Below are 13,606 nucleotides of genomic sequence, written 5' to 3'. Positions count from 1 at the left end.
CACAGGGAATGGCGGATGAGCGTCGGGCGATGTTGAGGTCGAGATGCAAAAAATTCTCGTTACTTTCTCGGGACTGGGATCGGCAATCGTGGGAGGGGCTTTAGCCGCGACTGCCTCGCTACAGAGTCAAAAGCTCGCGGCTAAAGCCCCTCCCACATAAAGCTGAAAGAGCTAGCGTCCGCTGATCGTCACGCTGCCATCAGCACTGCGCATGAGCGCTACCGGCAGGATCGCCGGCAGCAGGTCGAGCAGCGACTCGACGGCATCGCTGTCGAACTCGCCGGATACGCGCAGGCTGGCGATACGCGGGTCGGCCAGACGAACCGGCGCCTGGCGATAACGCTGGATATCGGCGATCACCTCACTCAACGGCGTGCCGTCGAAGCGCAGCTTGCCGTGCTGCCAGGCAGTGACGCGCTCCATGTTCGCCGCCTCGCCGGCACCAACCCGGCCGGCATGAGCCAATGCCTGCTGACCACCCTGCAAACGCTGAGGCGCTGACTGCAGGGTGGAGACCTCAACCTCGCCCTCCAGCACGGCAACGGCAACACCACGGCTATCGCTGCGTACGTTGAACACGGTACCGATGTCGCGCACGGAGACATCCTGGCTGCGCACGATGAAGGGCTTGTCGCCATGCTCGACGGTGAAGGTCGCCTCGCCACTCAGCAGCTCGATCTGCCGACTGCGCAGGCGCCGCTCGATGCGCAGGTGCGTGGCGCTGTTGAGCACCACCCGGCTGCCATCGGCCAGTTGCAGGCTGTCACGCTGGCCGACAGCGGTACGTACATCTTCGCTGTGCCAGGCGGGATCGAAACTCCATACGGTAAAACCCAACAACAACGTAGCCAGGCCACCACCCAGGGCCTGCTTGCGCCGCCGCTGGCGATCGCTTTGCGCCTTGGCTTCCGCAAGCAGCGCATCGCGCGAAGGCACGCGGTTGCGCAGTGCGTGCTCGAATGGCGCAAGCGGGTCGCTGCCGGCTACGCCGTCGGAACGATCGGACTGAGCCATGTCTCAGCCCCGCCCGGCCAGCGCTCGCCGCGCCGGCTCCCAGTCGCGGGCGATGCTGCGCATGGCGCGGGAGAAATGCTGGGTCACCATGTTGGTGGAAATGCCCAGCTCGTCGGCGATCTCGCGCTGCGGCATGCCGTGGATGCGGTGCAGCAGAAATACCTGGCGGGCGCGGGCCGGCAAAGCGTCGATGATGGCCAACAGGGCTTCGAGCTGTTGTTCGAAATCCAGCGCGGCGGCTCCGTCGAGCTCGTGCACGTGCCAGTCCGGCACTTCGGCGGTCACTTCGAAATAGGCGTTGCGGGTGTTATCGGCACGACGGCGGTCGATGGCGCGATTGAACGAGGCGCGGCGCAAGAAGGAAAAAGGCAGGTTCACCGGCTGCTGCGGCGGTTTCTCCAGCAGTTGCAGGCAGACATCGTGCACCACCTCACGGGCGAACTGGCTGCCCTGGAAACGCCGACGAATGTACTCGACCAGCTCGTCGTAATGCAGCGCAAGGGCGCCGATCAGCTCGACGCTGGAGGAGGATTTGGTCATGGCGGCGACACACGACTAATTGAAAGTGAGTCGCATTATATGCACGCACTGAGAAATCCACTACACCAGACGTTGTCGCGTCGTGGCGATCAGCCGGTGCACCTGGCGCTCCACCGCTGGCTCGATCGGTTGCTCCGGCCCGCGGCCGTGCGGGCAAGGCAGACGCGGTGTCGTGCCGAACAGACGGCAGATCAGCGGGCGCTGGTCATACACCTCGCAGCCGTTCGGCCCCAGATGCACGCAGTTGTATTCGGCCAACGCCGCATCATGCTCGGCATCGCTCTTGACCGGCAGACGTGCCAGCTCTTCGGACGACGCCGTGACCGGCCCACAGCAGTCATGGCAGCCGGGGACGCAGTCGAAGCGTGGAATCTGTCGACGCAGGTGATCGATCTTGCGGTCTGTGCAGCTCATGCGCGGGCGCCTGGAAACGAAGGCGACAGTTTACCGCGCCATACTGGCGCCTGCCCGCAGGGTGACGGTCCGCCCCTGAAGGGCACATCGGCTGCACAACGATCCCCGAGCGGAGCGCACGACGTCCTTCTGCTGTCCCGCGTGTTTTTTCCGACTGACACTTGGCGCCGGACGGATCACGCGCTTATGCTGCGTTGAATTTTCCACACAACGAAATCAGGATTTCGCACATGAACGCCCGCGTTCAACAGCCCGTCCACAGCCCACAGCATGCCGCCTCCTATTACGCCGCCAGCGTCAATCGCCAGCAGGCCTACCCGCCCCTGGGAGGTGATCTGCAGGTGGACGTGTGCATCGTCGGCGGCGGTTTCAGCGGCCTGAACACCGCCATCGAGCTGGCCCAGAAAGGCTTCTCGGTAGCACTGCTGGAAGCACGCAAGATCGGTTGGGGCGCCAGCGGGCGCAACGGCGGGCAGCTGATTCGCGGCGTCGGCCATCATGTCGAACAGTTCGAAAACGTGGTCGGCAAGGAAGGCGTGCGTCAGTTCAAGTTGATGGGCCTGGAAGCGGTGGAAATCGTGCGCAGCCGCGTCGAACAGTTCCAGATCGACTGCGACCTGACCTGGGGCTACTGCGACCTGGCCAACAAGCCCGCTCACTATGAAGGCTTCGCCGAAGACAAGGCCGAACTGCAGAGCCTCGGCTATCGCCACGAGATGCGCCTGGTGCCGCCGGAGCGAATCCATGAAGTAGTCGGCTCGGACAATTACTGCGGCGCGATGATCGACATGGGCTCGGGGCATCTGCATCCACTCAACCTGGCCCTCGGTGAAGCCGCCGCCGCCCAGTCGCTGGGCGTGCAGCTGTTCGAAGAGTCGCCGGTGACGCGCATCGACTACGGCAGCGAGGTGCGCGTGCACACCGCCAACGGCCAGGTGCGCGCAAAAAACCTGGTGCTGGCCTGCAACGCCTATATCAACGGGCTCAACCCGACCCTCAGCGGCAAGGTGCTACCGGCCGGCAGCTACATCATCGCCACCGAGCAACTTTCCGAAGAGCAGGCCCGCCAACTGATCCCGCAGAACATGGCGCTGTGCGACCAGCGCGTGACCGTGGACTACTACCGCCTCTCCGCCGACCGCCGCCTGCTGTTCGGTGGTGCCTGCCACTACTCGGGGCGTGATCCAGCCGATATCGCCGGCTACATGAAGCCGAAGATGCTCAAGGTCTTCCCGCAGCTGGCCGACGTGCGCATCGACTACCAGTGGGGCGGCATGATCGGTATCGGTGCCAACCGCATGCCGCAGATCGGCCGACTCAAGGATCAAGCCAACGTCTTCCATGCCCAGGCCTACGCCGGCCACGGCGTCAACGCCACGCACCTGGCCGGCAAGCTGCTCGCCGAAGCCATTGCCGGCCAGGAAAGCCGTGGTTTTGACCTGTTCGCCCAGGTGCCGCACATGACCTTCCCCGGCGGCAAACACCTGCGCTCACCACTGCTGGCACTGGGAATGGCCTGGCATCGATTGAAAGAGCTGCTGTAGTGCCGTGATCGATGAGGCGTCGTTGATTGCGGGTGCTCAATATGGAAGTAGAACCAGGCACAACGCGACCGTTGCGTAAATCACACCGGTGACTTTGTTGAGTGCGGCTTTGTTGTCGAAAGCCGCACGCGCCTTGTGGGCGAGAAACATGTATCCGCCATAGATCGACAGCGAAATGATCATCGCCGTCAGACTCAGGGCGACAGCCTGGATGGCATACGAAAAATGCGGGCTGATGAAGCCGGGGTAAATGAGCAGGCTTGCCAACCACCCCTTGGGGTTGGTCAAGGAGACGAGAAAGGAATCGGCGAACATCTTCCTTTGGCTCGACATCTCCGTCTTGGCGTCGCTTGATTCGGACGTGGCGAAGAAGGAGCCGAACGCCAGGTAGGCAAGATAGATCCCCCCGCCCCAACGTAAATAAGTCAGCACCCAACGGTTGTCATGGATGAGCAAACCGACGCCCAACAGCACCACGGTCGCGTGGACGGCGGTTGCCAGTCCGAAACCGAATGCGCCGGGCAACGTCGCCCTGACTCCATGCTTGAGCGCCTGCGCAACCGCAAACGCAACGTTCGGCCCAGGCACGGCAACTGCGGCCGTGAAGGCCGCAGAAAACAACAACAGCAAATGCCAATCCATAAACCCACCAAAAGCCGTCTCACTACCCAGGCCCAAATGCAGCCTCCAGAACGGCAGTGCCCGAAAACGAGTGCGCACGGTGCCCCCTAGCGCAGGGCACCGACATGTATCCGTGTCGGGCGCTAGGACGTGACCTTGCGTTGCTCGGAAACCAGGCGCACCGCCAACCCGGCCAGCACGCCGCCCATCACGTAGCGCTGCGCGACCAGCCAGCGCGGCCTGCCCACCAGCCACGCCGACAGGCTGCCGGCGAACAGTGCGATGAGCAGATTGACCGTGAAGCTGACGCTGATCTGGGTCAGCCCGAGCAGGATGCTCTGCTGGAAGACCGAGCCATGCTCAGGCGATACGAACTGCGGGAAGATCGACAGATAGAACACGGCGATCTTCGGGTTCAGCACATTGGTCAGAAACCCCATCAACAGCAACCTCGAGGGCGGATCTGCAGGCAATTGCCGGGCTTCGAAAGGTGATCGTGCACCGGGCCGGACAGCCTGCCAGGCGAGGTAAAGCAGGTAGGCTGCTCCCGCCCATTTGAGCAGGTCATAGGCGATGGGAATCGCCAGAAACAGGGCCGTGATACCCAGTGCTGCGGCGAACATGTGCACGAGAAACCCCAGAATGACACCCAGCAACGAGATCACGCCGGCCTTGCGCCCCTGGCAAATGGAGCGCGAGATCAGGTAGATCATGTTCGGGCCCGGCGTCAGCACCATCAGCAGCGCTGCACCGGCAAACAGCAGCAAGTCGTTCAGCGGAACCATCAAAATCTCCCAATCTCAACCTGGCAGGGCCTCATTCATAACGTCCAGAACGGTCGGCTCGCCTCACGCTCGGCCTGAGCACGGGTAAGGCCGATGTCGCGCAGATGCTGGTCGCTGAGCTTGAGTAGCATGCGCCGGGTATTCAGGCGACGCCAGAAGGCCGGCCAGTCGCGGCCGAAGTAGCGAGTCTCGCTCTTCCCTGCCGCCACCCGTACAACCTCGCCCACTGCGGCAAAATCTGTCTTGCTGAACCCAGTCATGTTTGCGCTCCCGTAGCCATCTGTCATGGGAGATCAGAATGCCGCCAGCAGAAAAGTCATGACAGATTCAAAAAACTCTTATTAACTCCATACAGATTCCACAGTTTTTTCCCTGAATGGGAATTTTCGCACTGATCTGTACTGGTCTCAGTTCATACACCCTGTACCAACCGGACGACTGTCATGACGCTCTATCTGAATCTGGCCAAGCTCCTCGGCACCCGCATCGAGCAGGGGCTGTACCGCCCCGGCGACCGTCTGCCGTCGGTACGCAGCCTCAGCCAGGAGCATGGCGTCAGCCTCAGCACGGTGCAGCAGGCCTACCGTCACCTGGAGGACATGGGCCTGGCCTCGCCACGGCCGAAGTCCGGCTACTTCGTACCACTGGGGCGGCAAATGCCTGCGCTGCCGCAAACAAGTCGCGCAGCGCAGCGTCCCGTCGAGGTTTCGCAGTGGGATCACGTCCTGGAGCTGATCAGTAGCCCAGGTCGGCACGAGGTGCTCTCGCTGGGCCGCGGTCGTCCAGATATCAGCGGCCCGACGCTGAAGCCGCTGCTGCGCAATCTGTCTCGCCAGGCGCGTCGGCAGGATCCGGACGTGCTCACCTACGGCAATATCCGCGGTGATATTCGCCTGCGTGAACAGATCGCCCGGCTGATGCTCGACTCCGGCTGCCAACTGGCCGCCGAAGACCTGGTGATCACCACCGGCTGTCACGAAGCGCTGTCGGCAGCAGTGCGCGCCATCTGCCAGCCCGGCGATATCGTCGCAGTCGATTCGCCAAGCTTTCATGGCGTGATGCAGGCGCTCAAGGGCTTCGGCATGAAGGCGCTGGAGCTGCCCACTGACCCGCTCACCGGGATCAACCTCGACGCTCTGGAAATGGCCCTGGAGCAATGGCCGATCAAGGCCATCCAGCTCACGCCCAACTGCAACAATCCGCTCGGCTACATCATGCCCGACGCCAACAAGCGCGCCCTGGTAGCCCTTGCGCAGCGCTTCGACGTGGCGATCATCGAGGACGACGTCTACGCCGACCTCGCCTACAGCTACCCACGGCCGCGCAGCATCAAGTCCTTCGACGAGGATGGTCGCGTGCTGTTCTGCAGTTCCTTCTCCAAGACCCTGGCACCGGGTCTGCGGGTCGGCTGGATCGCTCCGGGGCGCTATCTGGAGCAGGTGGTGCACATGAAATACCTGGGCACCGGCAGCACCGCACAGTTGCCGCAACTGGCCCTGGCCGAATACCTCAAGGACGGTCATTACGAACCGCACCTACGGCGCCTGCGCGCACAGTACCTGCGTAACCGCGACCTGATGGTGGATTGGGTCAGCCGCTATTTCCCGGCCGGCACGCGGATCAGCCGCCCGCAGGGCAGCTTCATGCTGTGGGTGGAGATGCCCCAGGGGTTCGACAGTCAGAAGCTCAACCGCGCCCTGCTGCCGCACAAGATCCAGATTGCACCGGGCAGCATCTTCTCCGCAGCCGGCAAGTACCGTAACTGCATCCGCCTCAACTACGCCGAGCCACCGAGCGCGACCATCGAGGCGGCGGTGAAGCAGATCGGCGCGACCATCGCCGAACTGATCGAAGAGGCCGATCTGCAGCAGGCCCAGGAAGTCGGGCAGTGGCGCTGAACGGATTCAGGAGCGCGCCGTTTCCATCTCGCTGAAGGCACCCCGCCGACTGGCGAGGATGATGAACACGAAGGCGCCGGTGGCCATCAGCAGCGGCAGCGCATGGCCACTCAGCCATTGGCTGACCGCGCCAGTGGTCAGCGGCCCGATCAGGCAGCCCAGGCCCCACAGCTGGGCGATGTGGGCATTGGCGCGCACCAGCTCATCGTCGCGGTAGCGCTCACCGATCATGATCAGCGACAGGGTGAACAAACCGCCCGCGCTGGCACCGAACGACACCAGCACCGGCCACATCATCGGGGTATGCAGCAGTAGCGGAATCGCCAGGCTGGACAGCAGCAGCACGACACCGCAGCCGCGGAACAGCAACTGCCGGGACATGCGATCCGCCAACCAGCCGATGGGCAGTTGCAGCACCGCGTCACCGACCACCACCACGCTGACCATGAACAGCGCCACCTCCTGGGTGAAGCCCTGGCGCAGGCTGTAGATCGGCAACAGGGTCAGCATCATCGCTTCGAAGGCAGCGAACAGCATCACTGCCCAGGCAATCGCCGGCAGCTTGCGGCAGAACACCAGCAGGCCACGCCCCGAGGCGCTGTGTGCATCCACCTTGGGCGCACCGGTACGCCCGAGCAGGATCAGCGAACCACCGATCAGCAGGCACACGCCCGTCCAGAAGCCGGCGTCGGTGGCCGTACCGAGCGCCGTCAGCAGCAACGGCCCGCTGAGCTGGCTGAGGGCGTAGCCCGTGCCATACAAGGCGACCAGGCGGCCGCGCCATTTTTCCACGGCGAGCTGATTGATCCAGCTTTCGCCGAGGATGAACACCACGGTCAGCGCCACGCCAATGAACAGGCGCAAGCCAATCCAGACCGCGTAGTTCTGCACCAACGCCAGCGCCGCCACCGACACCGCGCCCAGCAGCAGGCACATCTGCATCAGCCCGGTGGTACCGAAGCGCGCCGCCAGACGCCCGGCCAGCGAAGCGCCAAGCAGCACACCGACGGCTGGCGTGGCCGCCATCACGCCGATGGCGAAGGAGTCGTAGCCCCAGCTCTCCAGGCGCAACGAAACCAGCGGCATGGTCACGCCCAGCGCCAGACCGATGCTGATGACCGCCGAACAGACGGCGAAATAGGTGCCCCAACGCATTGCCGAGTTCCTTCGTTAACGAGCGTCTGCAAAGACAACGGCCGGACTCCTCATCAGGGAGTCCGGCCGCAGGTAGAGCGTTTTAAAACAGATCTTCTACCGAAACCAACTTCGATAAAGATCTTCTGGGCTAAGGCCAGGCAAGGCGCCCCGGAGCCTTCAAGCGCAGCGTACTGCAGTACGTGAGCATTGAAAGCGAGGACGCAACGCCGTATGGCCGACGACCAGGAGATCGCCCCGCTACCGTTACAGTTTGATCCAGGTGGCCTTCAGCTCGGTGTACTTGTCGAACGCATGCAGCGACTTGTCGCGGCCGTTACCGGACTGCTTGAAGCCACCGAACGGCGCGGTCATGTCACCGCCGTCGTACTGGTTGATCCACACGCTACCAGCGCGCAATGCCTTGCCAACCAGGTGAGCGCGCGACAGGTTGCTGGTCCATACCGCTGCAGCCAGACCATAGACGGTGTCGTTGGCGATGGCGATGGCTTCGTCCTGATTGTCGAAGCCGATCACCGACAGCACCGGGCCGAAGATTTCTTCCTTGGCGATGCGCATGGCGTTGTTCACGCCGTCGAAGATGGTCGGCTCGACATAGGTGCCGCCGGTTTCTTCCATCACCCGCTTGCCGCCGGCCACCAGCTTGGCGCCGTCGTCATGCCCGGCCTGGATGTAGCTCAGCACGTTGTTCATCTGCGTGGTGTCGACCAGCGCACCGACATTGGTTGCCGGATCCAGCGGGTTACCCGGTTTCCAGGCCTTGAGCGCCTCGACCACCATGGGCACGAAGCGATCCTTGATGGAGTTTTCCACCAGCAGGCGTGAGCCGGCGGTGCACACCTCACCCTGGTTGAAGGCGATGGCACTGGCGGCGGATTCGGCGGCGGCCTGCAGATCCGGTGCGTCGGCAAAGACGATGTTCGGGCTCTTGCCGCCGGCCTCCAGCCAGACGCGCTTCATGTTCGACTCACCGGCGTAGATCATCAGTTGCTTGGCGATCTTGGTCGAACCGGTGAACACCAGGGTGTCGACGTCCATATGCAGGGCCAGGGCCTTGCCCACGGTGTGGCCGAAGCCCGGCAGCACGTTGAACACACCGGCCGGAATACCGGCCTCGATGGCCAGCTGGGCGATACGGATACCGGTCAGCGGCGACTTCTCGGATGGTTTGAGAATGACCGAGTTACCGGTGGACAACGCCGGACCAAGCTTCCAGCAGGTCATCAGCAGCGGGAAGTTCCACGGCACGATGGCAGCGACCACGCCAACCGGCTCGCGGGTGACCAGGCCCAGCTCATCGTGGGCGGTGGCGGCGACTTCGTCGTAGATCTTGTCGATGGCTTCGCCGCTCCAGCGGATGGCATTCGCCGCGCTGCTCACGTCGATGCTCAGCGCGTCACTGATCGGCTTGCCCATGTCGAGGGTTTCCAGCAGCGCCAGCTCCTCGCCATGCTGCTCGATCAGTTCGGCGAAACGGATCATCACCTTCTTGCGCTTGGCCGGCGCCAGGCGCGACCAGACACCGGAGTCGAACGTGGCGCGGGCATCCTTGACCGCCAGCTCGGCGTCGGCCTGATCACAGCTGGCCACCAGGCCGAGCAGGCGACCATCGACCGGGCTGATGCACTCGAAGGTGGCGCCAGACTCGGCGGCGCGATACTCGCCGTGAACGAAAGCACGGGTTTCGATGGTCAGGGTCTTGGCACGCTGTTCCCAGTCGGCACGGGTCAGGCTAGTCATTCCGGCATCCTCTTCAATAGGTGGAAGCGGCGCCCGCGAGGGCACGCACTGTCAATAATTCTGCAAGGCCAGGCCGCTGGCCAAATCCTGTTCACCACACTAAACCAGAGGGCCGTGGCTTTTCAATATTTTTGACATAGGCGGGCAAAAGCCCTTGTCATGTTCGTTTTTTTAAACATAGACTGCGGCCATGACTTTGCCGTCGCGGCCCTGCTGGCCGCGCAGTTGCCGCCACCGACACCACGGAACAGCCAGATGAACATCGAACAGATCGTCGACTTCGCCCAGGCCGGCACGGCCGCCGAACACTACCGCCCCGCACCGGAAAAAGTGCTCAAGGGCGACCCCGAGCAAAGCGTGCGCAACCATTACAGCAGCCCGTGCGGCCAGTTCAGCACCGGCATCTGGGAAGGCGCCGTGGGCCAGTGGACGGTGAGCTACACCGAGCACGAATACTGCGAGATCCTGCAGGGCGTTTCCGTGCTGCGTGATGCCGATGGCAACGCCAAGACCGTACGCGCCGGTGACCGTTTCGTCATCCCTGCCGGGTTCTCCGGCACCTGGGAGGTGCTGGAAGCCTGCCGCAAGGTCTACGTGATCTTCGAGCCCAACTAAGCACCTGACCCCGAGCCTTACGGACTGGTTCCGGGCCCACCGAATCCTGTTGTTGCTTGTCACCCTTTGGCCCGCCTGACGCGGGCCTTTTTCTGCGCATCAAAAGCTTCAGCGCGCGAGCGCCACCGTCGAGGAGGAACGCATCGTTCCGGCAGTCAGCGCCAGCAGCGCGAACAAGGCAATGGCGTAATCCATGCTCAACCAACTCGCCAGCCCACCAAACACGGGAGCCCCCAGCGTCTGGCCGACGGCGATACTGAGAAAGGCGACCGTCAGCCCGGTCGCGGGGCGCTCAGGCAGCGCCGAAACACCCCAGACCAGATAGAGGCCACTCAAGGTGATGTAGGCCGCACCAAACAGCGCGCCGCCTACAAGCACCATGATCGGCGTGCTGCCAATGCCGACCAGAACGATAGCGAGCGCCAATGCGCCCAGACACGCTCGATGCGCCCGGTCGACACCCAACTTGGCGATCAGGCTGCCCGCACCTGCGCCAGCGATGCCGGCGACGCCGATGACCACCCAGAGCAACCCCGCCCCAGCGCCTTCCCAACCCAGACGCAACGACACGATCTGGCTGCCGAACGACCACAGCGCCGTGCTGGCTGCGCCCATCAGCAAAGAGGCGACCACCAGGCGTCTGAGCGCCGTACTGAACGGAGGCCGACCGGCATCAGCCTGCCTTCGTGAGCAAGCCGTATTCGGAACATGGCGAGCCGCCAACACCGCGAGCACACATGCCGCCGCAGCGAAGACGCCGTAGGCCAGGCGCCATTCACCGCCGATCATCAGGGCGACGGGAGCGGATAGGATCACACCGGCACTGGTGCCAGCATTGATCAGGGTATTGCTGGCGTCCTGCCGCTCAGGCTGAACGATCGCAGCCACAGCGGCCGCCATGGGCGGCGATGCCAATCCAGTACTCACCCCGGCCAACAGAACCGCAGCGGCAAGCCACGCCGCAGAGGGCGCCAGGGCAATACCCAGCATGCCCAAGGCCGCAATCAGCGCGGCCACGACGGCAACGGCACGAGCCCCCATGCGTTCGGTCAACTGCGCAGCCACGACAATGGCAAGGCAGTAGCCCAGAAACGAGCCACCGGCGATCAGCCCGCCCACGGCATCCGCCAGGGCGAGATCCGCATCGATCTGCGGCAGGAACAAGCCGAAGGCGAAACGGGCAAAGCCGTAGCACACGGCGATCAGGCCGAAGCCTGTTGCGCCGAGAGAGAACTCACGACTCATGCCCGCGCCCGTTCGACCAGCGTCGTCGCCGCCCTGCGCGCGGTATCCACCGCCGCTACGCCGCGATAACCGGCAGCGGCTGTCGCCCCCTCGAAGAGGACGACGATTTGCTCGATCAGCTCATCATCCACGCCAGCGCCCATTTGCCGCGTAAGTATCTGCCCAACCGTTTCGCTGAAGCGTGCCTTGTACGCGGTGACGGCTTCGGTGATTTCCGGCACGGCGCTGCCGATCTCACCCTGCGCGCGCAGGAACAGGCATCCACGCGCACCCTCTTCACTCATCCAGCCTGCCAATGCATCGAACAGCGCCTCGACGCTGTCTACCTCAAGACGCTGCAGGAAGCGCTGGCCACGGGTCATCAGCACCGCCGCGATGAGTTCATTCTTGCTGCCGGCGTGCTTGTACAACGTCCGGCTGGACATGCCAGCGGCCTGGGCCAGGCGGTCCATGCCGGTTGCGTTGAAGCCGTGACGGTCGAACAGATTTTCGGCTGCAGATATGAGCTTCGCGTCTATATTCATGATGGCCAAGGTAAAACGATCATTTTACCTCGTCAACCAAATAGCTAATCTCAGGCAAAAAAAGACCCGCACAAGGCGGGTCTCTTCATGAGCACGCAGGCGCGTGCTCAGCTTCCGGCTCAGGCCAGCTCGTCGAAGCACTCGGCGACGATGGCGATGCCTTTTTCCAGTTGCGCGTCCGGAATGGTGACGGGCATCAGGAAGCGGATGACGTTGTAGTAGGTGCCGCACGACAGCAGGATCAGGCCCTTGTCGCGCGCCTTGGCGACAATCTTGCCAACCAGTTCGGCAGCCGGCTTGTGCACGTCACCGCCCTCGAACAGCTCGATGGCGACCATCGAACCCAGGCCGCGCACGTCACCGATGACCTTGTGCTTTTCGGCGATCTTGTTCAGACCGGCCTTGAGCTTCTCGCCAACGGCGTTGGAGCGCGCCAGCAGGTTCTCTTCGTCGAACACCTTGAGTACGGCCAAGGCCGCGGCGCAGGCGATCGGGCTGCCGGCATAGGTGCCGCCCAGGCCACCGGGGGCGATCTTGTCCATGATCTCGGCCTTGCCGCATACGCCGGAGATCGGGAAGCCGCCGCCAACGGACTTGGCGAAGGTGGTCAGATCCGGCACCACGCCCAGTTGCTCGGTGGCGAAGAAGGTGCCGGTACGGCCAGCGCCGGTCTGCACTTCGTCAGCGATCAGGAGGATGCCGTGCTGGTCGCACAGGGCACGCAGGCGCTGCATGAAGGCCGGGGAGTTGACGTAGAAACCGCCCTCGCCCTGCACCGGCTCGATGATGATCGCGGCGATGTCCTGCGGCTGCGCGTCGTTCTTGAAGATGCGCTCGATGCTGGCGATGGACTCGTCCTCGCTCACACCGTGCAGCGGGCACGGCGCCTGGGCGCGGTACACGCCAGCCGGCATCAGGCCCATACCAGCGGAGTACGGCACGACCTTGCCGGTCAGCGACAGGGTCATCATGGTGCGGCCGTGGTAGGCGCCGGTGAAGGCGATCACGCCAGCGCGGCCGGTGGCGGCACGGGCGATCTTCACCGCGTTCTCGACGGCTTCGGAGCCGGAGGTGACCAGCAGGGTCTTCTTGGCGAAGTCGCCCGGTACGCGCTTGGCGATTTCTTCGCACAGCTCAATGTAAGGCTCGTAGGCCAGCACCTGGAAGCAGGTGTGGGTCAGCTTGGTCAGTTGCTCCTGAACGGCAGCGATCACCTTCGGATGCAGGTGGCCGGTGTTCAGCACGGCGATACCGCCGGCGAAGTCGATGTACTCGCGGCCTTCGACGTCCCACACGGTGGCGTTCTCGGCGCGCTCGGCGACGATCGGGTGGATCTGACCGACGCCGCGCGGTACGGCGGCCTGGCGGCGTTGCAGCAGGGATTCGTTGGTCTTGCTCATGGTGTCCTCATGGTCGCCCCCGGCGGGTGGTCGGTTCAGCATGCGATGATCGACTGAACCGGGCCGCAGGGGACTCAATAGGGTTACGACGTACAACCGGGGCGCCGCACG

14 protein-coding genes are annotated in these 13,606 nt (G+C 63.6%); 3 read left to right on the top strand and 11 right to left on the bottom strand.

What is annotated here, in order from left to right:
• Positions 1-171 precede the first annotated feature (171 nt).
• Genes HS968_RS01430 through HS968_RS01420 form a run of 3 tightly spaced genes read right to left on the bottom strand, consistent with a single transcriptional unit; the run spans position 172 to position 1,968 of the window.
• On the bottom strand, positions 172-1,014 hold the full coding sequence (locus tag HS968_RS01430) for a FecR family protein (RefSeq protein WP_182369843.1): 843 nt from the start codon (positions 1,012-1,014) through the stop codon (positions 172-174).
• Between the two features lie 3 nt (positions 1,015-1,017).
• Positions 1,018-1,554 (bottom strand): RNA polymerase sigma factor, encoded by a 537-nt coding sequence (locus tag HS968_RS01425; RefSeq protein WP_182369842.1) that lies wholly within the window; start codon positions 1,552-1,554, stop codon positions 1,018-1,020.
• 60 nt (positions 1,555-1,614) lie between these two features.
• Positions 1,615-1,968 (bottom strand): YkgJ family cysteine cluster protein, encoded by a 354-nt coding sequence (locus HS968_RS01420; protein ID WP_013713450.1) that lies wholly within the window; start codon positions 1,966-1,968, stop codon positions 1,615-1,617.
• Between the two features lie 230 nt (positions 1,969-2,198).
• On the opposite strand from HS968_RS01420, the gene HS968_RS01415 reads away from it, so the two are divergent.
• Complete coding sequence (locus tag HS968_RS01415; RefSeq protein WP_182369841.1) at positions 2,199-3,512, top strand: NAD(P)/FAD-dependent oxidoreductase; 1,314 nt, start codon at positions 2,199-2,201, stop codon at positions 3,510-3,512.
• A gap of 36 nt (positions 3,513-3,548) precedes the next feature.
• Here the strand turns inward: HS968_RS01415 and HS968_RS01410 are convergent, their stop codons facing one another.
• The 3 genes from HS968_RS01410 to HS968_RS01400 form a co-directional block, all read right to left on the bottom strand.
• Positions 3,549-4,154 (bottom strand): LysE family translocator, encoded by a 606-nt coding sequence (locus tag HS968_RS01410; RefSeq protein WP_182369840.1) that lies wholly within the window; start codon positions 4,152-4,154, stop codon positions 3,549-3,551.
• Positions 4,155-4,276: 122 nt separating this feature from the next.
• On the bottom strand, positions 4,277-4,918 hold the full coding sequence (locus HS968_RS01405) for a LysE family translocator (protein ID WP_182369839.1): 642 nt from the start codon (positions 4,916-4,918) through the stop codon (positions 4,277-4,279).
• A 35-nt stretch (positions 4,919-4,953) separates the two neighbouring features.
• Positions 4,954-5,178 carry a DUF1127 domain-containing protein gene (locus HS968_RS01400; protein ID WP_182369838.1) on the bottom strand — a complete coding sequence of 75 codons (225 nt, stop codon included), beginning with the start codon at positions 5,176-5,178 and terminating at the stop codon, positions 4,954-4,956.
• Positions 5,179-5,361: 183 nt separating this feature from the next.
• Here HS968_RS01400 and HS968_RS01395 point away from each other — a divergent pair, with 183 nt between their 5' ends.
• Positions 5,362-6,816: an aminotransferase-like domain-containing protein gene (locus HS968_RS01395; protein WP_182369837.1), complete on the top strand. Its 1,455-nt coding sequence runs from the start codon at positions 5,362-5,364 to the stop codon at positions 6,814-6,816.
• A 6-nt stretch (positions 6,817-6,822) separates the two neighbouring features.
• Here HS968_RS01395 and HS968_RS01390 read toward each other — a convergent pair whose 3' ends face one another.
• Complete coding sequence (locus HS968_RS01390; RefSeq protein ID WP_119692374.1) at positions 6,823-7,971, bottom strand: MFS transporter; 1,149 nt, start codon at positions 7,969-7,971, stop codon at positions 6,823-6,825.
• Positions 7,972-8,217: 246 nt separating this feature from the next.
• Positions 8,218-9,711 (bottom strand): aldehyde dehydrogenase, encoded by a 1,494-nt coding sequence (locus HS968_RS01385; RefSeq protein WP_182369836.1) that lies wholly within the window; start codon positions 9,709-9,711, stop codon positions 8,218-8,220.
• Between the two features lie 255 nt (positions 9,712-9,966).
• Between HS968_RS01385 and HS968_RS01380 the strand changes: the two genes are divergently transcribed.
• The gene (locus tag HS968_RS01380) at positions 9,967-10,326 is read left to right on the top strand and encodes a cupin domain-containing protein (protein ID WP_182369835.1); all 360 of its coding nucleotides are present in this window, start codon (positions 9,967-9,969) and stop codon (positions 10,324-10,326) included.
• Positions 10,327-10,434: 108 nt separating this feature from the next.
• Here the strand turns inward: HS968_RS01380 and HS968_RS01375 are convergent, their stop codons facing one another.
• The 3 genes from HS968_RS01375 to gabT form a co-directional block, all read right to left on the bottom strand.
• Positions 10,435-11,571, bottom strand: coding sequence for an MFS transporter (locus HS968_RS01375; protein WP_182369834.1), 1,137 nt, complete (start codon positions 11,569-11,571; stop codon positions 10,435-10,437).
• The gene (locus tag HS968_RS01370) at positions 11,568-12,095 is read right to left on the bottom strand and encodes a TetR/AcrR family transcriptional regulator (RefSeq protein WP_182371560.1); all 528 of its coding nucleotides are present in this window, start codon (positions 12,093-12,095) and stop codon (positions 11,568-11,570) included. The genes HS968_RS01375 and HS968_RS01370 overlap by 4 nt, the downstream gene beginning before the upstream one ends.
• Before the next feature lie 119 nt (positions 12,096-12,214).
• On the bottom strand, positions 12,215-13,495 hold the full coding sequence (gene gabT, locus HS968_RS01365; protein ID WP_182369833.1) for a 4-aminobutyrate--2-oxoglutarate transaminase: 1,281 nt from the start codon (positions 13,493-13,495) through the stop codon (positions 12,215-12,217).
• Positions 13,496-13,606 lie beyond the last annotated feature (111 nt).

Origin of the sequence: Pseudomonas berkeleyensis (assembly GCF_014109765.1) — a bacterium.
Lineage (GTDB): Bacteria > Pseudomonadota > Gammaproteobacteria > Pseudomonadales > Pseudomonadaceae > Aquipseudomonas > Aquipseudomonas berkeleyensis.
The sequence above is the reverse complement of the archived record's forward strand: the minus strand, read 5'-3'. Positions and strand labels throughout refer to the sequence as shown.

What these genes read in the sequence shown, in the direction of transcription:
- HS968_RS01375 (WP_182369834.1), bottom strand. Translation starts at nt 11,571, where the DNA reads ATGAGTCGTGAGTTCTCTCTCGGCGCAACAGGCTTCGGCCTGATCGCC.
- HS968_RS01385 (WP_182369836.1), bottom strand. Translation starts at nt 9,711, where the DNA reads ATGACTAGCCTGACCCGTGCCGACTGGGAACAGCGTGCCAAGACCCTG.
- HS968_RS01425 (WP_182369842.1), bottom strand. Translation starts at nt 1,554, where the DNA reads ATGACCAAATCCTCCTCCAGCGTCGAGCTGATCGGCGCCCTTGCGCTG.
- HS968_RS01390 (WP_119692374.1), bottom strand. Translation starts at nt 7,971, where the DNA reads ATGCGTTGGGGCACCTATTTCGCCGTCTGTTCGGCGGTCATCAGCATC.
- HS968_RS01410 (WP_182369840.1), bottom strand. Translation starts at nt 4,154, where the DNA reads ATGGATTGGCATTTGCTGTTGTTGTTTTCTGCGGCCTTCACGGCCGCA.
- gabT (WP_182369833.1), bottom strand. Translation starts at nt 13,495, where the DNA reads ATGAGCAAGACCAACGAATCCCTGCTGCAACGCCGCCAGGCCGCCGTA.
- HS968_RS01405 (WP_182369839.1), bottom strand. Translation starts at nt 4,918, where the DNA reads ATGGTTCCGCTGAACGACTTGCTGCTGTTTGCCGGTGCAGCGCTGCTG.
- HS968_RS01430 (WP_182369843.1), bottom strand. Translation starts at nt 1,014, where the DNA reads ATGGCTCAGTCCGATCGTTCCGACGGCGTAGCCGGCAGCGACCCGCTT.
- HS968_RS01420 (WP_013713450.1), bottom strand. Translation starts at nt 1,968, where the DNA reads ATGAGCTGCACAGACCGCAAGATCGATCACCTGCGTCGACAGATTCCA.
- HS968_RS01370 (WP_182371560.1), bottom strand. Translation starts at nt 12,095, where the DNA reads ATGAATATAGACGCGAAGCTCATATCTGCAGCCGAAAATCTGTTCGAC.
- HS968_RS01395 (WP_182369837.1), top strand. Translation starts at nt 5,362, where the DNA reads ATGACGCTCTATCTGAATCTGGCCAAGCTCCTCGGCACCCGCATCGAG.
- HS968_RS01415 (WP_182369841.1), top strand. Translation starts at nt 2,199, where the DNA reads ATGAACGCCCGCGTTCAACAGCCCGTCCACAGCCCACAGCATGCCGCC.
- HS968_RS01400 (WP_182369838.1), bottom strand. Translation starts at nt 5,178, where the DNA reads ATGACTGGGTTCAGCAAGACAGATTTTGCCGCAGTGGGCGAGGTTGTA.
- HS968_RS01380 (WP_182369835.1), top strand. Translation starts at nt 9,967, where the DNA reads ATGAACATCGAACAGATCGTCGACTTCGCCCAGGCCGGCACGGCCGCC.